General features: G+C 52.0%; 17 protein-coding genes. 15 read left to right on the plus strand and 2 right to left on the minus strand.

The window, feature by feature from the left end:
* Window positions 1–790 precede the first annotated feature (790 nt).
* The 4 genes from HH212_RS13350 to HH212_RS13365 all read left to right on the plus strand — a co-directional run bounded on the left by HH212_RS13350 (window position 791) and on the right by HH212_RS13365 (window position 3,927).
* A complete protein-coding gene (locus HH212_RS13350; RefSeq protein ID WP_229217268.1) occupies window positions 791–1,801 on the plus strand; it encodes an RluA family pseudouridine synthase in 1,011 nt (336 codons plus the stop codon).
* Window positions 1,802–1,882: 81 nt separating this feature from the next.
* On the plus strand, window positions 1,883–2,542 hold the full coding sequence (locus HH212_RS13355) for an HAD-IIIA family hydrolase (protein WP_170202917.1): 660 nt from the start codon (window positions 1,883–1,885) through the stop codon (window positions 2,540–2,542).
* The gene (locus HH212_RS13360) at window positions 2,539–2,913 is read left to right on the plus strand and encodes a Rieske (2Fe-2S) protein (RefSeq protein ID WP_170202918.1); all 375 of its coding nucleotides are present in this window, start codon (window positions 2,539–2,541) and stop codon (window positions 2,911–2,913) included. Before HH212_RS13355 ends, HH212_RS13360 begins: the two co-directional genes overlap by 4 nt.
* A gap of 12 nt (window positions 2,914–2,925) precedes the next feature.
* The gene (locus HH212_RS13365; protein WP_170202919.1) at window positions 2,926–3,927 is read left to right on the plus strand and encodes a S49 family peptidase; all 1,002 of its coding nucleotides are present in this window, start codon (window positions 2,926–2,928) and stop codon (window positions 3,925–3,927) included.
* Window positions 3,928–4,188: 261 nt separating this feature from the next.
* Here the strand turns inward: HH212_RS13365 and HH212_RS13370 are convergent, their stop codons facing one another.
* The gene (locus HH212_RS13370; protein WP_170202920.1) at window positions 4,189–4,464 is read right to left on the minus strand and encodes a hypothetical protein; all 276 of its coding nucleotides are present in this window, start codon (window positions 4,462–4,464) and stop codon (window positions 4,189–4,191) included.
* 255 nt (window positions 4,465–4,719) lie between these two features.
* On the opposite strand from HH212_RS13370, the gene HH212_RS13375 reads away from it, so the two are divergent.
* The 11 genes from HH212_RS13375 to HH212_RS13425 all read left to right on the plus strand — a co-directional run bounded on the left by HH212_RS13375 (window position 4,720) and on the right by HH212_RS13425 (window position 18,619).
* Entirely contained in the window at window positions 4,720–5,436 is a 717-nt protein-coding gene (locus HH212_RS13375) for a pseudouridine synthase (protein ID WP_170202921.1), read from the plus strand.
* Between the two features lie 206 nt (window positions 5,437–5,642).
* Window positions 5,643–6,647 (plus strand): phospholipase A, encoded by a 1,005-nt coding sequence (locus tag HH212_RS13380; protein WP_229217269.1) that lies wholly within the window; start codon window positions 5,643–5,645, stop codon window positions 6,645–6,647.
* Window positions 6,648–7,159: 512 nt separating this feature from the next.
* The gene (locus HH212_RS13385; protein WP_229217270.1) at window positions 7,160–9,673 is read left to right on the plus strand and encodes a polysaccharide biosynthesis/export family protein; all 2,514 of its coding nucleotides are present in this window, start codon (window positions 7,160–7,162) and stop codon (window positions 9,671–9,673) included.
* Between the two features lie 74 nt (window positions 9,674–9,747).
* Window positions 9,748–10,944 carry a GumC family protein gene (locus tag HH212_RS13390; RefSeq protein ID WP_229217271.1) on the plus strand — a complete coding sequence of 399 codons (1,197 nt, stop codon included), beginning with the start codon at window positions 9,748–9,750 and terminating at the stop codon, window positions 10,942–10,944.
* A gap of 96 nt (window positions 10,945–11,040) precedes the next feature.
* Window positions 11,041–12,225, plus strand: a complete 1,185-nt coding sequence (locus HH212_RS13395) for a hypothetical protein (RefSeq protein WP_170202923.1) — start codon at window positions 11,041–11,043, stop codon at window positions 12,223–12,225.
* A 96-nt stretch (window positions 12,226–12,321) separates the two neighbouring features.
* Window positions 12,322–12,891: an acyltransferase gene (locus HH212_RS13400; RefSeq protein ID WP_170202924.1), complete on the plus strand. Its 570-nt coding sequence runs from the start codon at window positions 12,322–12,324 to the stop codon at window positions 12,889–12,891.
* Complete coding sequence (rffA, locus tag HH212_RS13405; protein ID WP_170202925.1) at window positions 12,878–14,020, plus strand: dTDP-4-amino-4,6-dideoxygalactose transaminase; 1,143 nt, start codon at window positions 12,878–12,880, stop codon at window positions 14,018–14,020. The genes HH212_RS13400 and rffA overlap by 14 nt, the downstream gene beginning before the upstream one ends.
* Window positions 14,021–14,098: 78 nt before the next feature.
* Window positions 14,099–15,454, plus strand: coding sequence for an oligosaccharide flippase family protein (locus HH212_RS13410; RefSeq protein ID WP_170202926.1), 1,356 nt, complete (start codon window positions 14,099–14,101; stop codon window positions 15,452–15,454).
* Window positions 15,435–16,634, plus strand: a complete 1,200-nt coding sequence (locus HH212_RS13415; RefSeq protein WP_170202927.1) for a glycosyltransferase family 4 protein — start codon at window positions 15,435–15,437, stop codon at window positions 16,632–16,634. The genes HH212_RS13410 and HH212_RS13415 overlap by 20 nt, the downstream gene beginning before the upstream one ends.
* A 7-nt stretch (window positions 16,635–16,641) precedes the next feature.
* Window positions 16,642–17,640: a glycosyltransferase family 4 protein gene (locus HH212_RS13420; RefSeq protein WP_170202928.1), complete on the plus strand. Its 999-nt coding sequence runs from the start codon at window positions 16,642–16,644 to the stop codon at window positions 17,638–17,640.
* 13 nt (window positions 17,641–17,653) lie between these two features.
* Complete coding sequence (locus HH212_RS13425) at window positions 17,654–18,619, plus strand: glycosyltransferase (RefSeq protein WP_170202929.1); 966 nt, start codon at window positions 17,654–17,656, stop codon at window positions 18,617–18,619.
* A 137-nt stretch (window positions 18,620–18,756) separates the two neighbouring features.
* Here HH212_RS13425 and wbaP read toward each other — a convergent pair whose 3' ends face one another.
* Window positions 18,757–20,241 (minus strand): undecaprenyl-phosphate galactose phosphotransferase WbaP, encoded by a 1,485-nt coding sequence (gene wbaP / locus HH212_RS13430; RefSeq protein WP_170202930.1) that lies wholly within the window; start codon window positions 20,239–20,241, stop codon window positions 18,757–18,759.
* Between the last annotated feature and the right edge of the window lie 289 nt (window positions 20,242–20,530).

Consider the following 20,530-nt stretch of genomic DNA (forward strand, 5'->3'; position numbering starts at 1 on the left):
GGGAGTGTTGGCGGTGGTATGCCCAGGGCGTGGCGCGGCATTGCCGGCCACAGGGCGCAAATGGCATCGAACGTCATTGCCGTGCGCACGGCCGCTCGCAAGACCCGGGCGGCCCGATCGGGGCGGCGCCAGGGGGCCTTGGCGGCAGTGCGGCGAAGCCAGGCCGGTGCCGGCATGCAATCGATGACTTCGGACCAGGCGATCAACCAGCCTTGGTCCGTACACGAAGCTTGAAAATCTGTCACGTAGTGCGTCCAACCGGGCGCATGGGCCTGCATCGTGGGCCGGACCACATGGCCGGATGCAAGCGGTGCTTACCTGCCAGGACTGCCGCCGTTCGCGACGGTTTTTCGGTCTCCTCGAGCCATTGGGATGCAGCCTGCATCGGGTCGGGCGGAAACGGCAAGCGTTATCGACGCCATTACCCGGCGAGCCGGCCCGGAAGCCGTCTTGCCGGTACTTATCCTTAAAATTCCAAACAATCCAATCCTGCAAGTCCGTATGCGGCCCGATCGCAACTACGGTGCGACCCTGGCGCGCACGAACGTGTGCGTACCGCTAGCGGCGTTCGGTCCGGCCCGTTGCGCGTTGCATGGCGAACTGCAATGCTCGCGCGGGGCTTTTCAAAACGCCATTGTTTTCCATCGAATTTGCATATAGGCGGGACCGATGGAGACGCCCCTGTGTAAAATATCGTTTTAATTCTTACACCGCAGAGGTTTGACCGCCGCCTGTCGATTATATATTCAAAATGAAGGACTTAGAGAGAATTTCTGGGAAGACAGAGAGAATGGCCCCGCAACACGACGTCGTTCCCCCTTCATCGCAGGCAGATGGCCGCCCCGCCGCAGCGGTCCAGTTCGTCACCATCGGCGAAGAAGAAGCCGGCCAGCGCATCGATAATTTCCTGCTGCGCATCTGCAAGGGCGTGCCGAAGAGCCACGTCTACCGCATCCTGCGTTCCGGCGAAGTGCGCGTGAACAAGGGCCGCATCGACCAGCTGTACCGCCTCGCCAGCGGCGACGTGGTGCGCATCCCGCCGGTGCGCATGGCCGAGCGCAGCGCCGGCAGCGCGCCGGTGCCGGGCGCCGAATTCCACATCGTCCACGAGGACGCCCACCTGCTGGTGATCGACAAGCCGGCCGGCGTGGCCGTGCACGGCGGCTCGGGCGTGTCCTACGGCGTGATCGAGCAGTTGCGCGCGGCGCGGCCGGACGCCAAGTTCCTGGAACTGGTGCACCGCCTCGACCGCGAGACCTCGGGCCTGCTGCTGCTGGCCAAGAAGCGTTCGGCCTTGACCAACCTGCACGAGCAGATGCGCGACGGCGACACCGACAAGCGCTATCTCACCATGGTAGCGGGCGAGTGGCGCAATCCGCGCCAGCACGTCAAGCTGCCGCTGCACAAGTACAGCACGCCGGACGGCGAACGGCGCGTGGTGGTGCAGGCCGGCGGCATGGAGTCGCATACCGTGTTCAACCTGGTGCGCCGCTGGAACGGCTTCGCCCTGCTGGAAGCGGAATTGAAAACCGGCCGCACCCACCAGATCCGCGTGCACCTGTCGGCATCCGGCTTCCCGATCCTGGGCGACGAGAAGTACGGCGACTTCGCCCTCAACAAGCAGCTGCAGAAGGCGAACGAGACGCGCGGCGCGCTGCGCCGCATGTTCCTGCACGCCTACCGGATCACGTTCCGCCACCCGGACAGCGGCCAGCCGATGACCTTGACGGCGCCGCTGCCGCCGGAATGCGAGCGTTTCTTGGTAAGCTTGGGGGAGCCGGCCGGCCGTTCCGGCAACTAGATTCTGCACGACAGACGACGAGCCCATAACTGAGCGCCCCCGAGGCGCAACGAGGAGACGGCGCCACAAGCGCCGCATGACATGCCAAGAAAGCAATTCGATCTGCTGGTCTTCGATTGGGACGGCACGCTGATGGACAGCACCGCCACCATCGTCAAATGTATACAATCCGCGGCGCGCGACCTCGGCCTGGCCGTGCCCAGCGACGCCGCGGCCGCCCACGTGATCGGCCTGGGCCTGTCGGAAGCCATGCACGCCGTCATGCCGGACATCGAACCGGCCCTGTTCCCGCGCATGGTGGAGCGCTATCGCTACCATTACCTGACCAAGGACCATGAACTGGTGCTGTTCAAGGGCGTGCGCGAGATGCTGGAAGACCTCTCGCAGCAGGGCTATTTCCTGGCGGTGGCGACCGGCAAGAGCCGGGTCGGCTTGAACCGCTCTCTGGACGCGGCCAGGCTGCTGTCGACCTTCGACGCCACCCGTTGTGCGGACGAGACATTTTCCAAGCCACACCCGGCAATGTTGCAAGAATTGACAAGGGAACTCGGCCAGGACATGCGGCGTACCGTTATGATCGGCGACACGACCCATGACTTGCTTATGGCTAACAACGCGGGCGCCTCGGGCATCGGCGTCGAGTATGGCGCCCATCCGGTCCAGCAATTGCACGCCTGCCATCCGGTATTTACCGCCAAAAACGTGCCCGAGCTGCACGGGTGGCTGATCGGGAACGCATGAGCGGCGCCGGCGGCATCATGGTATGCGCGTCCAGCGACCTGCTCGACGGCGGCAAGGGCGTGCGCTTTCCGGTGCTGGCATTCGGCGGCAAGGCCACCGGCTTCGTGGTGCGCCACGGCGGCACGGCCTACGCCTACCTGGACCGCTGCGCCCACGCGCCGGTCGAGCTGGACTGGTTCGAGGGCGAATTCTTCGAATCGGGCAAGACGTACCTGATGTGCGCGACCCACGGCGCCACCTATGCGCCGGAAAGCGGCGCCTGCACCGGTGGTCCCTGCCGCGGCGGGCGGTTGCGCCCGATTGCGCTGCGCGAGGAGGGCGGCGCCGTCTACTGGCTGCCGGACCAGCACATCCAGGCGCCGGCACACTGACATCAGGTATTTATGAGCGAACACACCAGCAACGACAACCCCAACGACCAGCGCGGCGCAGTGCCGGCCGGCTACGGCAACTGGGAGCGCGACACGCTCGAGCGCCTCGTGTTCGCCACCGTGCGCGAGCAGCGCGCGGCGCGGCGCTGGAGCATCTTCTTCAAGCTGTCCTTCCTCCTGCTCGCCTTCTTCGCACTGTGGGCCTATTTCGACTTCAATTTCGGCGGCTCGGATATCGAGTCGCTGGGGCGCCATACCGCGCTGATCGAGATCGACGGCGCCATCGACACCGAAGGCAGCGGCGCCGCCGACACGGTGATCCCGTCGCTGAACAAGGCCTTTTCCGACCAGGGCTCGGCGGCGGTGGTGCTGCGCATCAACAGTCCCGGCGGCAGCCCGGTACAGGCCGGCATCATCGTCGACGAGATCGGGCGCCTGAAAAAAATGTATCCGAACAAGCCGATGTACGTGGTGGTCGACGAGATCTGCGCCTCCGGCGGCTATTACATCGCCTCGGCGGCGGACAAGATCTACGTCAATAAAGCCAGCATCGTCGGTTCGGTGGGCGTGCTGATGGATGGCTTCGGCTTCACCGGCCTGATGGACAAGCTGGGCGTCGAACGGCGCCTGCTGACGGCCGGTGAAAACAAGGGCTTCCTCGATCCGTTCAGCCCGCAATCGGACAAGCAGAAGCAGCATGCGCTGTCCATGCTCAACGAAATCCACGAGCAGTTCATCGCCGTGGTGCGCGCCGGCCGCGGCAAGCGATTGAAGGAAAACGCGGAAATCTTTTCTGGCCTGTACTGGACCGGCGCCAAGGCCGTCGAGATGGGACTGGCCGACGGCTTCGGCACCGTGGACACGGTGGCGCGCGACGTCGTCAAGGCCGAAGACATCATCGACTATACCGCCCACGAAGGCTTGCCGGAACGCGTACTGAAGAAATTCGGCGCCTCGGTCGGCGCCGGCGCGGTCCACTCGATCTACCGCGGCGCCGTGCCCGCCCTGCGTTGACAATCAAGATACCTTGAAACTTTGTGCGAATGCGCTATGCTGAGGGTGTAGCGCGTTCGCCAAGTCGGCACGAGATTCAGCCTGCTCCCGCCCCTTCGAGCGCGACACAATCCGCACGGGTGCGGTTTCGAGAGAATCATTCCTCGAGGTAGGGCCCCCATCAGGGGAGAAAACGACGGTGCAAGCCGTCGTTTTCATTTGTGGCCGGCGTCCTCGATCCGGATTGCGGGGCCGCCGGATCGCCCGGCTGCCAGCGCTCGCTCAGTCGCTACCGCTCGCATGCTCTTCATCGTGCTGGTGAAAGCCGCCGGCGTCGAGCCAGGCCTGGAAATTGCGCTGGGCCTGCGCAAACCAGGCGGCGCGCGGCAACTGGTGGGTGGGCGTGTGCACATGCGGCGTCTCGCCGCCGCGCATCCAGCGCACCAGCGCCAGGCGCGCCGGAAACAGCGCGGAATGTTCGTGGGCCATGCTGGCGTCGCGCCCCGTGACGCTGCAAAAGAGCGGCGTGCCGCAGTGTTGGTGTTTTTCGATCTGCATTGATGACCTCTTCTTTGTGTTGATTTTGCAGGTTTAGTCCTACAAGAAAGTAATTCGTAGTCCTACATGAAGGCTTTGTAGGGCGATTCCTAATGAGGTTTCAGTGTATCAACCGGTCTTAGGGGACGTTTGACGTGTGTCAAACGAGTTCTTGTTGCGAGTGGAAACAGCCGAGTTGTTTTACATTTTCGATTGCGCAATCGTTTGCTGCTGCATGGATATTCCGGGCGGGTCAATTCTGTTAAAGTCTCGCCCATGAGCAAATTATCCCTGGACCGCGTGCTGCAATCGCAAGGCTTCGGCACGCGCAAGTATTGCCGCGCGCTGATCGAAGACGGCGACGTGGCCATCGGTGGCGAAGTCCACGACAACTACAAGGCGCTGGTGGAGACGGACGGCCTGGTGCTGACCGTGTTCGACGAGGAATGGATCTACCGCGAGCGCGTCTACATCGCGTTGTACAAGCCGGCCAACTACGAATGCTCGCGCAAGCCGAGCCATCATCCCGGCGTGCTGACTTTGTTGCCGGAACAATTTACGTGGCGCGAAGTCCAGCCGGTCGGCCGCCTCGACCACGACACCACCGGCCTGCTGCTGATGTCGGACGACGGCCCCTTCATCCACGCCCAGTCTTCGCCCAAGCGCCACGTGCCGAAGGTGTACCAGGCCACCACGCAGGACCCGGTGACCCAGGCGCTGGTCGACGAACTGCTGGCCGGCGTGCAACTGCACGACGAACCGGCGCCGTTGAAGGCGGTCTCGTGCGTGCAGCGCGGGGAGCACCAGCTGGAGATCGTGCTGGAGCAGGGCAAGTATCACCAGGTAAAACGCATGCTGGCCGCAGCCGGCAACCATTGCGCGGCGCTGCACCGTTCGCAGATCGGCGGGCTGACGATCGACGCGCTCGGCCTGGGCGAAGGCGAGTGGTGTTTCCTGGAGCAGTCGCAACTCGACCTGCTGGTGCCGGACTGAGTCTCGAGGCAACCGCGCTGGCGTGCGCCGCGGAAAACCGTTTTCCGCGACACTTCAGGGTTTTGTCTCCTGTCAATACTTTATAATGGCTTGACAAGACTCTGATCAACCACGACCACGTTATGCCAGTGCCACATTTCCGCCTACTTCCCTTACTGCCTCTCCTGGTATTGAATCCCGCCTTCGCCCAACAAGGCGGCGCCCCCTTGTCCGAATGCACCCGCATCGCCGATGCCGACCTGCGTTTGGCCTGCTATGACCGCCTGGCCGGCGCCGCGCCGCAAGCCCGGCCGACGCCGGCCGCCGCCGTCCCGGGCGCGAGCGTCGCCGCCGCTGCGCCGGCCCGCGCGGATGCGCCCGCCGTGCCGCTCGACGCCGGGGTCGACGCCGCCCTCGATCTGTCGCCGGAAAAAACGCGTGGCTACAGCCTGGCCGATCACTGGGAGCTGGACCAGGCCCACAAGCGCGGCATCTTCAACGTGCGTCCTCACCGCAACAACTATGTGATGGTCACGCGCACCGCGCATCCGAACAGCGAACCGTACCGTCCGTTCCACGACATCACCGACCTGGCCACCGACCTGTCGCATTCCGAGATCGCGTTCCAGCTCGGCTTCAAGGTCAAGCTGGTCGAAGATGCGTTCAACAAACCGGTGTCCCTGTGGTTCGGCTACACCCAGAACAGCTTCTGGCAGGCCGGCAACCACAAGGCATCTAGCCCGTTCCGCGAAACCAACTATCAGCCCGAACTGATGGCAGTGGCGCCGCTCGACTTCAACGTGCTGGGCTTCCACGCCAGCTTCATCAACCTGGGCGTGGTGCACCAGTCCAACGGCCAGGCCAGCACGCTGTCGCGCAGCTGGAACCGGGTCTACGCGCAACTGGGCCTGGAGCGCGGCGGCTGGACCGTGATGGGGCGCGTCTGGAAGCGCGTCAACGAATCGGCGCCGGACGACGACAACCGCGACATCGTCGACTACATGGGCCGCGGCGACCTGAACGTGACCTATCGCGACAACGGCCATGAATATTCCGCGCTGGTGCGGCGTAACTTCTCGACCGAGCGCGGCGCGGTGCAGCTGAGCTGGGCGTTTCCGATTGCCGGCCACGTGAAAGGCTATGCGCAGTATTTCACGGGCTATGGGCAGAGCCTGATCGACTACAACTACTACCAGAACTCGCTGGGCCTCGGCTTGCAAGGCACGTTCTGAGCCGTTCCGGCTATACGTTGTTCCCTTGATGCCAGGCTGGCAACAACCGCGTAGGGTGGACGGCTCCGCCGTCCACGCGTCCAACCGCCATCTGCAAACCGCAAACCGCTACCTTCGCCGTCTCTGTCCTCGATTGAAAGCTGCAACCGCCAACATCGATTCCCGTCCTGCAGGCCCCCTGGCGCCAATGCCATGTTTCCCGATTGTTAAACAGGCCTGGATCGATCGCCGGCGAAACGCATCGGCCACAAGCAGAATTAACGTTCTCTTTCTCTCCAAAAATCACCTCCGGTTATGCCAGCAAGGCGATAGACCCAGCAGCAACCAAGGCCGTCTTGATGCGTCTGCCAAGGTGATGCAAGTCCGGTATGTCGCTGTGGTAGATCTACCAAATGTCTCCCCACTCGTACCCTTTGCATAGCTTTCAAGACAACAAAATGTTTCCTGCTCTTATTACGCTCGGGTAAAATGACGAGTTACTCCACCCGTTCCGCGCTTCATCCCCAACACCAATGTTAAAGTTCACCAAGAGTTTTACGGCTGTAACTTTGGCCACCGCCGCCATTGCTGCTTCCGCCCAGGACATGAACAACAGGTCGGACCTGTTCAACCAGGATCCGTCGAATTCGTCGAGCACGTCGAATACATCGAACAACGCGAACATGGGCGATGCGACGACGCCCGCCGGTCTGCCGCGCAAGATGGTCATCACCAACGGCCAGGTGAGCGAGCTGGGTGCAGCGTCGGTGCGTAACAACAACGGCGCGTACGGCAACTACGGTGATGGCCGGCAGCGCGGCCAGGCCGGTAGCCGCGACGCGCAAGGGCGACCGAACAATGGCATGCAGAACCGCGACTGGAACAACCGCGGCTATAACGATCGCGATAACCAATTCGAGCAGGAGCCCAGCGAATTCCAGAAATTCGTCGCCGAAAGTACTGGCAAGATGTTGCCGATCTTCGGCTCGGAATTCTTTGCCAATACGCCGTCGACCTTCGCGCCGATTTCAAACGCGCCGATCCCGTCGGAATATCCGCTCGGACCGGGCGACGAATTGATGATCCGCGGCTGGGGTACCGTCGACATCGATTACCGCGCCACCATCGACCGCAACGGCACGATCTCGATCCCGACCATCGGCAACGTGCCGCTGGCCGGCGTGAAGGCGGGCGATGCCCAGAACGTGATCCGCGCAGCGGTCGGCCGCCTGTACAAGGGTGTGACGGTGAACGTCACCTTCGGCCAGCTGCGCGCGATTACCGTGTACGTGGTCGGCCAGGCCAATCGTCCCGGCACCTATACCGTGTCCAGCCTGTCGACGCTGGTGACCGCGCTGTTCGCCAGCGGCGGACCGAACGCCAACGGCAGCATGCGCCACGTGCAGGTCAAGCGCAACGGCAAGGTGGCGGCCGAGCTGGACCTGTATTCGTTCATCGCCAAGGGCGACAAGTCGGCGGACATCAAGCTGCAGGATGGCGATACCATCTACATCCCGTCGGCTGGCGGCTTCGTGGCGCTGACCGGCAAGGTCAATGCGCCGGCCGTCTACGAATTGAGGAGCCGCAGCGATACCATCGAATCGCTGCTCGACGTTGCCGGCGGCCTGCCGGTGGTGGCGGATCCGCGCCGGGCGTTCCTGGAGCGCGTCGACCCGAGCCGGAATCATCCGCGCAGCGTCGAGGAATTCGCGCTCGAAGGGCAGGGCCTCAAGCGCGCGCTGAAAAACGGGGACGTGCTGAACATCACGTCGATCACGCCGGCGTTTGCCAATGCCGTGGTACTGCGCGGTAATGTGGACCAGTCAGTGCGCGCACCGTTCAAGGACGGCATGCGGGTGAGCGATCTGATTCCGAATCGGGAATACCTGATCAGCCGGAAGTCGACGCGGCGGCAGAATGATGTCGTTGCTGAAGCCGGTATTAAAGTTCTTAGCGCCCGCGACGTAGGCCGTAATTCCATTGATCGCGTTAGTCTTAGTGAAAATGAGCGGGATACAAGGTTACAGGCTGAATCGATCGCTGCAAGCATCGGCGGCCTAATCGACCAGATCAACTGGGATTATGCCGTCATCGAACGTGTGAATCGTACGGATCTCAGCGTTAAACTCATTCCATTTAACCTCGGCAAAGTATTTACAAATCCAAACGGACCTGACAATGTGCAATTGCAACCAGGGGATACTGTCACGATCTTCTCGCAAGACGACGTAGCAGTGCCAATGGAAAAACGACAAGTTTTTGTTCGCATTGAAGGCGAAGTAAATGTGCCGGGCGTCTATCAAATGACGGCCGGCGATACTCTGCAGACGTTGATGGCCAAGGCGGGTGGACCAACGGCCAGCGCCTACCTGTTCGGAACAGGTTTCTACCGCGAAGAAGTTCGCAGAGAACAGCAGGCGAATCTGCAGCGCGCAGCAGACAGACTCGATGCACAGATTCGTACTGAGCAGTCGACGCAATTGGCGAATATTCGGGCTATGGCTTCTGCAGATGCAGCTGCGGCAGCAGCACAACTTGAGGCAGAACGCCGCTTAGCCGAGGAGCGTATCACACGTTTTCGTAATCTCAAGCCAACCGGACGAATTGCTTTCGCCTTGGAACCCAAAGAGCGTTCGTTTGCAAACCTTCCACAAGTGACTCTGCAAAACGGCGACCGTCTGGTGGTTCCGTCAAAACCGGCGTTCGTGCATGTATTTGGCGCCGTCAATGTCGAAGCGTCACCGCTCTGGCGTGCGAACAGCCGTGTCAAGGACTACCTCAAGCTGGCCGGCACAACCGTGGATGCAGATATTGACAATGTATTCGTATTGCGTGTGGATGGGACTGTCGTGTCATCAGATTCTCAAGGTTGGTTCTTCGGGAAAATAGGTGGTTTGGAAGTCATGCCAGGAGACACCATCGTTGTGCCTGAGAAACTGGATAAGACGACTTTTTGGAGTGCGTTTACAAAAGGCGCACGGGATTGGACACAGATCTTAGCCAATTTAGGGCTCGGGGCTGCAGCTATCAAGACGTTGCGCGATTAGATAGTTCGTGGCCGTCAGGCCGAACAGAGCGTTATCGAAAAGCCTCGGTGACAGTTATATAAACGGTACATAGCATGAATCAGCCGGAAAAAATTGCAGAACCAATGTGTGAGCAAAGCAAAGATAATTTCGATCTTCTTGAAATTATGATTATTTTAGCCAAGAAGAAGCGGCAACTCATCGGTGTACCACTTATTGTTGGCCTTATTGCTACCGCAATTAGTTTTGCATTACCAAACGTATACCAAGCTACGACAAAGCTTTTGCCTCCACAGCAATCACAGTCTAGCGCGGCAGCGCTGCTTTCCCAGCTTGGCGGTGTCGCGGGATTGGCTGCTGGAGCAGCGGGCGTCAAGACTCCGAATGATCTCTACGTCGGCATGTTAAAGAGCCGCACAATTGCAGACAAGCTGATCAAAACTTTCAACTTAAAAAAATCGTACGACGCCGATACGCAAGAAAAGACACGGCAGATTTTGGAAAAAAATACCAACATCATTGCTGGCAAGGATGGTTTGATCACTATCGATGTAGAAGATAAAGATCAGAAAGTGGTTGCAAGGATTGCCAACGCTTACGTTGAAGAGCTTATAAAACTATCAAAAGAACTTGCGCTTACTGAGGCTTCGCAGCGACGTCTTTTCTTTGAACGCCAACTGGAGCAATCAAAAGACAGGCTTGCAGGCGCTGAAGTTACGTTGAAGCGCTCAATGGATACTCGCGGCGTAATCAGTGTCGACGCCGATAGTCGAGCAATTGTAGAGACAGTTGGGCGTTTGAGGGCACAGATATCTGCAAAACAAATACAATTGAATTCGATGGGTACTGTTGTCACTGAAAACAACCCCGCCTATCGCCGTGCTCAGAGCGAATTGAGCAGCTTGCAGGCTGAGCTCTCAAAATTGGAAAATGGTAGGGGTAGCAGACAGGAAGAGACCGGTATGCCAGGAAACCAGTCTGGCCTTGAAAATATCAAGGTTCTTCGCGATGTAAAATATTATCAGATGCTTTATGAATTGCTCGCTAAACAGTATGAAGCGGCGCGGCTTGATGAAGCAAAGGATCCAGCAATTATCCAAGTCCTGGATACTGCTATAGAACCAGAGAAAAAAGCTAAGCCGAAGCGATTAATCATCGTTCTCGTCTGCATAGCTGTCGCATTTTTTGCAACCGCATTTTTTGTGTTTACATCTGAAGCAAAGCGTCGCCTGAAAATGCGTCCAGGTGGAGAAGCACAACTGGCAGAGTTGTCTGCAAATTTGAAATTCTGATTTTCATGATCGCTGCCAGCAGTTCAGTACCAAAGGTATGACTTGATCTTACAACGAGTACACATGGCCTAAACGTATGAATTGAGTATCGTTTTGATGAAAACTTATATCAAGCGGGACGGAAATATTCCACAGATCTGGATCGTCATCGCTATCTATTTAGGGTATGCCGGACCAGTACTGCTGAAATATTTTTATGATGTGACAGGCGGTGGAGTAGAGATATTTTCTCTAAAGGATACCTCTGCGTTCATAACGTATTCCACTATATGGCTGATGGCGATCATTCCCTTTTTTTTCGGGTTCGGCCTTGCGCCAAAAAAGATCGAGTATCAGCTCCCGCGTGATATCAATAAAACTTTGACGATCACCATAGGCTTGCTTGCACCCATATATGTGTTGGTTAAAGCTCTATTAGCTAGAGACGGGGTTTACCAAAATTACGCATTTGACAGTGATCTAATGGTTGGGGGGGTATGGTCTTTTTCGATGTTTCTATCGGAAACATTTGTTCTTCTTTTTGCCTTTTCCCTGTTGGCTAAAAATCGCAAACTTGCCGTAATTTGTTTTTTATTGATTTCCATCAATGTACTACACGGTACACGAATTTTCAATTTCGTTTCGATCTTAATATTTGCGGCTTGGTATATAACGAACCAAAAATTTACGAAAACAGTTCTGCTGAAAATGCTATTAAGTTTCGCTGGATTGATGGTTTGTGCAATGATTGTCTTTCTGTATCGTTCGGATGTCGATTTTCTATCAGTGTCATTCGAAGAGCAGTTGTTTTATTTGTTTTCACCTGTCGTGTACGAATCGGTATTCTCTCAGACATCCCTGCTCGACTTAGCAAATTCGGCCTTCGGAGACTCGACTTGCGATGCCATAGACTTTTTTTGGGATTTTTCAAGCTTCGTAATACCGCGCATACTTAACGAAGGAAAGGATGCCATTTGTCTTGCTCGTTACTCATATATGCAGCCGCTTGGAGCCTTCAATGGCATATTTGCATCATACATTTATTTTGGATGGTGGTATTTTCTCTATTTTTTTGGATATGGTCTGTTTTTGCGCGGATTGCGTGCTGCGAAAAGCGGAAAATACTTTTTCAATGTTATCTATTTCTATTGCCTAGCAAATATTTCGATACGTATAGTGCGTGATGGGCCAATCCTCGCAGGTAAATATCTAGCAAACGCATTGGTAATTGTATTACTAATCTTTCTGCTTGATAAAGCTCTGCCATACTTCAGGTTTAGTCGTTCGGCATTGTCGAACTGATTTTCGAGCAGCTCTTGATCTTATCTTGACGGAAAAATTATTCAATAGTCTTGCAGAATCTTCTTATAGTTGCAATTTTGAATTGATAGGTAGTTTATGGCTTATTTAAGCGAAGAAGATCTTAAACTGATCGGCTTTAAAGCAGTGGGTCGTAATGTAAAGGTCAGTGATAAGGCCGCGATATACGCTCCTGAGCTGATCGAGATTGGAGACAACTCGCGCATCGACGACTTTTGTATTATTTCTGGGAAAGTTAGTATAGGGAGGCATGTCCATATCGCACCGCATTGCCTAGTAGCTGGCGGTGAGTTAGGAATTACCATGGGAGATTTTTCGGGACTTGCATATTTTGTGCAAGTGTTCTCGCAGTCCGATGATTATTCTGGAAAAACTATGACTAACCCGACCGTTCCTAAAGAGTACAAGAATGAATATAAAGCCGCTGTTCACCTCGGGCGCCATGTGATTATCGGAGCGGGTTCCGTGATATTTCCTGGTGTTACAGTTGCAGAAGGATGTTCTGTAGGTGCACTCGCTCTGGTCAATAAAAGTACGGAGGCTTGGGGTATTTATCTGGGTAATCCGGCACGTCGGTTGCGGGATCGAAGCAGAGACCTTTTAAAATTCGAAGAAAAAATGCAGGAAGAAAACAATGATTCCATTTAATAAACCGTATTTGCATGGACGTGAACTCGTTTATATTGCTCAAGCAGTAGCATCAGGAAAAATTTCAGGCGATGGTATTTTCACTAAAAAATGCCATGAATATTTTGAAGCCAGATACGGTTTTGCTAAAACCTTGATGACCACATCATGCACTGATGCTCTGGAAATGTGTGCTCTGCTGTTGAATATCAATGAAGGCGACGAAGTAATAGTCCCGGCGTTCACGTTTGTTTCGACTGCAAATGCGTTTGCATTGCGAGGTGCAAAACTGGTTTTTGCAGATAGTGAACGACACAATCCCAATGTGGATCCTGAAGAGATAGCAAAACTCATTTCTCCAAATACCAAGGCTGTGGTTGTTGTGCATTACGCCGGTGTCGCTTGCAACATGGCGCCGATTCTCGATTTGTGTCGACTTCACGGTGTTGCTTTGATCGAGGATGCTGCACAAGCGATCGATTCGTATTATATGGATCGACCGCTTGGAAGTCTTGGTTGCTTGAGCACATTTTCTTTCCATGAAACGAAGAATGTAATCGCTGGCGAAGGCGGCCTGCTTGTAATCAACGACAAGAAATTTATCGAACGTGCGGAAATTATTAGGGAAAAAGGGACAAATCGCAGTTCTTTCTTCCGGGGCGAAGTCGACAAATATGGATGGGTGGAAGTCGGTTCCTCTTTTCTTCCGTCAGATATCATATCGGCATACTTATACGCACAATTGGAAAATATGGACGTTATCCAGAGCAGAAGAAAAGCTATTTGGCAGCGATACCATGATCATTTTGTCGACAAGGTTGCGGAATTCGGAATCGAACTGCCTGGCATCCCAGAATGGGCTACCAATAACGGACATATGTTCTACCTTGTCTGTAAGAACCTCGAACAACGTACTGCACTCATTAGGGCGCTGAAAGCTAAGGAAATTCACGCGGTATTTCATTACCTCTCGTTGCATAGTAGCCCCTATTTTTTGGAAAAACATGATGGGCGCCTGTTGCCCAACAGTGATCGATTTTCTGACTGCTTATTGCGATTACCTCTTTTCTACGAACTCACCGATGAGCAATGTGATTCGGTTTGCAATGCCGTCTTGGAGGCCGTGAGAAGTATTCCTCGAGCTGGCTAACAATTCGCCAATTCCTATCTGTCTGCTTACCTTGGATAGGATGCGAATTGCGAATGCCAAGTCTGTGCAGTTTTCATCATGCGAAAGAATGGCGGAATACGCCTGGTCGGAGCACCTTATAAGCTGCTTCGATCGAAAAAGAAAGAGAATATGAATACGGTAAAGTCCACATTCTCAATGGGGGCTGCTCTTCTCTGCAAATTACTAACCGGATTAATAGCCGTAAAAATTTGCGCCTATTATCTTGGAGTTCAAAAATTCGGACTCAGCGGACAAATAAGCAGTTTGATTTCGATAGTAACCTTGCTAGCTGGGGGCGGCGTTGCTACTGGATTGACAAAAATTTATGCTGCTCCTGAAATACATCAAGAAGAGCGTCAACAGTGGATAAAAGCAGCGCATATTCTGGCTGCCTGTACAGCTGTACTACTTCTGCTAGTTTTCCTCTTCTTCAAGAAAGAAATCGAAAATCGCGTTCTCGATGAAAGTCCATATTCTTCCATTATTTTTTTCAGTGTAATCGCATCGATTGCGCCCATATCATTGTCTGCGGTTGCACAGGGGATAATAAATGGTAATCAAAAAACCGGAATGTATTCAAGATCTTTATTGCTTGGAAGTATTATCGGAATTTTTGGTTTTCTCATTCTTAGTTTCCTGTTCGGTGCACGTGGTTCTCTTTGCGGTCTAGTATGGATCCAGATTGCACAGGCACTGTCTTTTTGCTTGACAGCTCGAGCTGTTAAAGAGCGAGCATATGCCAGCTATTTTCCGATTCTCGAATTCTCGAGAAAGGTTCGTTTCTTACTAAGTTTTGGTTTGCTATCAATTGTAGCCGGCGCTACAATTCCGCTGGTATATATGTATGTACGATCACTGATAATAGTCCATCAAGGTTCCTCTGATCTCGGGATCTGGCAAGCCACGGTAAGACTGTCTGAAGCTTATACTCAACTGCCAATGTTGATGCTTTCAGTTGTCTTTTTTCCTCGTTTTTCTAGTCAAGCTGCTCAACCGTTGCAATGGCGTCAAGTATGGAAGGCGTACGGGTTCATTCTTGCACTGATGGGTTTGATTGGTATCTTCGTCAGTACGACACGTAATACTTTAGTTCATCTGCTGTTTACACCAGAATTTCAAACCGTGTCCGATTTTGTGTTCTGGCAGATATCCGGAGATACCTTTCGTATGCTTTCATACGTCGGGACGATGATTTTGGCGGCAAGAGGCTTGGTCAAGTTATGCATACTTGCCGAATTTTTGCAGGCAGCTCTGTTTGGTGGAATCAGTACTGGCTTTATAGCAAATAATATACACGCAGCCCCGTTTGCATCGTATTTACTTACATACGTGATCTACTTTCTGCTAACTGTATTTGCCGTTTTATATTTCTGTAGACAAGAAAGATATTCAAATGCACCTATTGATCGTTAACCTGCATCTTGACATTGGTGGAGTTGAAACGCTTCTTGTCCGCCTGATCCCGCAACTCGCTCAACGGGGCGTTTCGGTGACACTTATGCTTCTTCAAAGGAAAGTAAACCAAGAGTTTTTAGAAAGTTTGCAACCATATTGTCAAATAAAGTTCATCCGGGACGCATTTCCTTTTACGAGAAAACACCTGCGAGATTTTTTCGGTTCACAACCTGACGTAGCGTACTTTACAATTAATCAAGCTTTCGTATTTGGATCTTGGCTTTTAAAACGCGCGGGCTATAAAACAAAAACTGTGCTGGGGGCTTATCAAACAGAAATATTTTGTGCCCCTGCTAAACCTTGGCAATACCATCGCAAAATCGTTCAAAACGCGATTAGGAAGAACATTCCGGCACAATCGGTAATTTTTGGGAATACTGCAGGTCGTGACTACCATGCCAGCAGGTTAATGACCAATTTGGATGATTCTCCAATCGTCCGTCTTTTCGTCGATGTCGAAAAATATAAATTCATACGACGTGGGCCATTATTACGCAGGAAAATAGTTTCCATTGGACGTATTTCTCCTTATAAAACTTACAACTTTACTGTTTTGGATATAATAAAAAATTTGACCGAAATAGGGCACCATTTAGAATGGGATATCTATGGTGATGGTGAAAACTTCGGTGAACTTCAAGAAACGATTATTGAGAAGAACCTCGAAAAATATGTTCACCTACACGGTACGATGAGTTATTCAAGATTCCAAGAGGTCTTGGATGACGCTTTTTTGTTTATCGGTTCTGGAACGAGTCTAATAGAAGCATCGGCTTGCGGCGTACCCTCACTCACCACAATTGAATATTCAAACGAGGCATTGAGTTATGGTTTTATTTCAGAGATCGAAGGATTTAACCTAATCGAACCAAGTTTGGATAAGAGAATATTTTCGATTGAGGAAAAAATATTGGAAATACTCAACGCGAGTGTGTCGGAATATGAACAATTACAGGATCAGTGCTACCTTAAAGCGATATCGTATTCGGGTAGTTCAGTAGTTGATGAGTACATTGCTGTTTTTGAAGCATCGAAGATCAATGGAGTAGTGACGCGTATCACCGATTCGCAAATCCTGGGATACGTCATGAGCGCAGCAATAGGGTACATGTCACGAAAAATCGGAATTCGACACTGAGACAGACATGAGAAAAATCGCAATTGATTATAGCTGGCTAGGGCCGACGGGGATTGGACGGGTCGCTAGTGAAGTCATTACTAGGGCGCCGCCTGACTGGCAACTCACGGCCGTAAGAGACGGACGTGCGAATGCAGGTCCTTTTACACCATTGGATCTCTGGCTCACTCTTCGGAGGATGCATGCCAATCTGTTCTGGTCGCCTGGATTCATGCCGCCAGTTTGCCGCGTTAGCGTTCCGACTGTTTTGACAGTACATGACTTAACACACTTACATTATTATGGTAGGGCAAAAAGGACTTACTATAATGCCTTTATTAAGGCACTTCTATCGCGTGTTGCACACATTGTGACTGTTTCCGATTTTACCCGCCATGAATTGCTGCAGTGGAGTGGATTGCCTGAAGAAAAAGTCACCATGATTTCAAACGCCGTAAGTCCGGCGTTCAATCATGAGGGGCCGTCAATGGGTCTCCCATTTCCTTATATCCTTTATGCGGGTAATCGACGTTCTTATAAGAATGTGGAAGGTTTGATCAAATCATTCGGAATGAGCAAGCTGGCGGCACAAGGCTATGTCTTGGCGTTGACAGGTAACCCTAGTGCCGACCTGCAGCAATTGGCTAAACAATTGAAATTGGAAGAGCATATTCACTACTTCGGATTTGTTTCCGATAAAGAATTGCCGACGCTCTATCGAAGTGCCCACGCTCTTGCGTTTGTTTCTCTTTACGAGGGTTTCGGCCTACCTATTCTAGAGGCAATGGCCTCCGGAGTACCTGTAGTGACCTCGAACTTATCTTCTATGCCTGAAGTTGCCGGAAATGCTGCCGTGTTAGTTGACCCACATGATTTAACATCGATTGCGGCAGGTCTAATAGAGGTGTCAGAAGATGAAGCAAAGCGAAAGGAACTTATAACGAAAGGGTTGCAACGCTCAGCAACATTTTCGTGGGATAAGACCGCAGATAAATACTGGACGCTTTTTTCGCGATTTAGTAATTGATATTGAGATAAAATTGAAACTAGTTGAAAAAGAAAAAAGAGAAATTTCTGTGCCTGTAGATATGCCCAAAGTATTAATATTGCTTGCAACTTATAACGCGGGACCATGGCTAAAAGAGCAATTAAATTCGATCCTGTCGCAAGAAGATGTCGAGGTACATGTCTTGATCGGTGACGATCAATCCAAAGATGGCACTCGTGACCTTATCGACTTCGAGTGGAAGGAGGATGCGCGAGTTGAATTGATCGTGTGGGATTCGCCAAGTGGATCGGCAGGAGGGAATTTTCGTCGTCTATATCGCTGTGCAGATGCAAGTCGCTATGATTATATAGCATTCGCCGATCAGGACGATGTATGGCTTTCTAACAAACTCATTACAGCAGTTCGTGCCCTTCAAAAGCAGAATGCTGCTGGATACTCTTGTTCGGTTGAATCATTTTGGCCCAATGGTAACCGCAAGATAATAAAGCAATGTGGTGTTGTTCGGCACGCTGATTTTCTATTCGAAGGTGGCGGCCAGGGTTGTACATTTGTGATTACCCGATCGCTGTTCCTATTTCTGCAAGATTTCTGTCGCAAGCACGTATCGTTAGCGGATGCAATGCATTACCACGATTGGCTCGTGTATCTGTTAGCACGTACGTCGGGTCTGAAATGGTATTTTGATGAAATGCCTTACATGTGTTATCGCCAACATAGTGGCAACGAAATCGGCTCTCGAGGAAATATTAAAGCGATAGGAAAACGTCTCGACCTGATTAAAAATGGTTGGTACCGTGGTCAAGTTAATTTCGCTCTTAATATCGTGGCCCAACTCAACTATAAATCTGAAAAATTAACGAAATTTGCAAACACATACCATTCTCCACGTTCTCAAGTACGTCAGATTCTGATCGCTTGGTTCATGCTGGTACATGGACGACGCAAACTGAGCGATAGAATTGTTCTTGCTGCAACTGCGCTTGCGGGATGGATCTGAATGATACGATTGTTTGCCGGATTATATCAACAAAGGGCATGTCGGTCTTCAGTTGGAAACCGACATGCAAAATATTCGAGCTTAGCGTCTCAATCGCCAGATTATTTGAAAAGGCCGAGAAAGCAGGTATGAGCCGTTTAATATGCTCCGTCTTTTCTGAAAATTACTTTTATTGTTCGGAGTAGAATGACGATATCGTTGAATAAGGACCAATTTTTTACATACCATGCGTCTAAGTAAACACGTGTATCGTAACTGACATCGTTTCGGCCACTGATTTGCCAAAGTCCGGTGACGCCCGGTTTGGCTTCCAAATAATAGTCTACTTGGTTGCCGTAACGTTCCAGTTCCGCAGTAACGACGGGGCGCGGACCTACCAGACTCATATCGCCTTTGAGGACGTTCCACAATTGTGGAATTTCGTCAAGACTAGTTTTGCGCAAGAACTGACCTATTGACGTAATTCGCGGATCGTTTTTGAGCTTAAAGTCGCGTTTCCACTCCTCGCGTGCTTCAGCGCTATTAGCCAAGAGGTCGGCTAGTAACTTGTCAGCATTTGGAGCCATGGTACGGAACTTATAACATTTAAAAGAAAGATTATGCTGTCCGACACGTGTATGGCCAAAGAATATAGGACGACCAGATTGACTTACCTTAAAGGCAATGAACAAGAAAAGTGGAGAGCCCAATAATAGTACTGATGCCGACACTACCAGATCAAAGCAACGTTTAATAAGACGAGGGAGACGGCGCGCAAGGTTATTGCGCATTGTAAGAATTAACACTTCATGAGCAAAAAAGTGGTTTGCTTCCATACCGTACAAAGGAAGACCGCGCAATGCTGGCACGAGCTGTACATCGTTGTTGTGTCGCCCGAGCTGCTGAATAGTGTCTTGATATGCTTCAACTCCACCTTGTTCTAGAGCAAAAACTACATGTGGGTTGCCAAGTTGTTTTAAAGTCTGAACTGGATTGGTTCCTAGCGAAATACAAGGAATCGGGTTTCCGTACTTGTCGTTGATGTCGTGATTTAGTTTTCCCTTTCCTACAGGAACAAGAAACGCTGCCAACCGCAAGCCCATCAGTGGCTCGTCCTTAAATGCCAATGCAGTTTCTATAGCATTTTCTCCCCAACCGATGATGACCATGGGCCGAATCCAGCCACCGCTTGCGATCAATGCTCGTTTTATTATCCAACGCATTACGACTAATACTACAGGCGCCGTGGCCCAGTTCAATAGTACGCTAGCACGTGAAAATTGCAATTTTGAGAGAAAAAGAAAAACTACGTCGAGTGCAGCAATTGTCAGCGTGATCTTTAGTACATCCTTTATTTCATTTGCAAACGGTTTCCGTTTGGAATAGTGTCCCGAGCCCCAGAAAAAAGCTACCATCAAAACTACCAATAGTAGATAAATTTGAAGTGGCCCGGAATTCAGCGCAGGTCCCCACGCCGCATTTGAAAATATTGGGTCACCATGAAATGGCGCAGCAAACATGACAGCGATGATAAATGCCGATGCCATTGAAATGATATCTGTGCAAATCAGTAAGGCTTTTTCAACACGACGGCTGCAAAACCATTTGGTTTTAGAAAGGAATATTGATTCAATCGGTTTCATTTGAAATGATAGCTGGTGTATGAGTGTCCGAAATAGGCATTAACCAACGAAATGATCGTATGTCCCCATCGCTTTGAAGGGCATCAGGTTCGTTGTATGAATGACCAATCTTACGATTTCTCTGGAAGGCAATCTTATTCATTGACTTGCTCTCACGGAAGAGTTTGCATAAAATCGTGGAAAATTACATTGTATAAATCTAAGACACATTACGCAATTGCAATCTTTCACAAAAAGAAAAAATACCACAACGAATATGTATTTGGAAACAATTTAGTACTCGCCTAAT

The sequence above is a fragment of the Massilia forsythiae genome, from assembly GCF_012849555.1.
Classification (GTDB): Bacteria; Pseudomonadota; Gammaproteobacteria; order Burkholderiales; family Burkholderiaceae_D; genus Telluria; species Telluria forsythiae.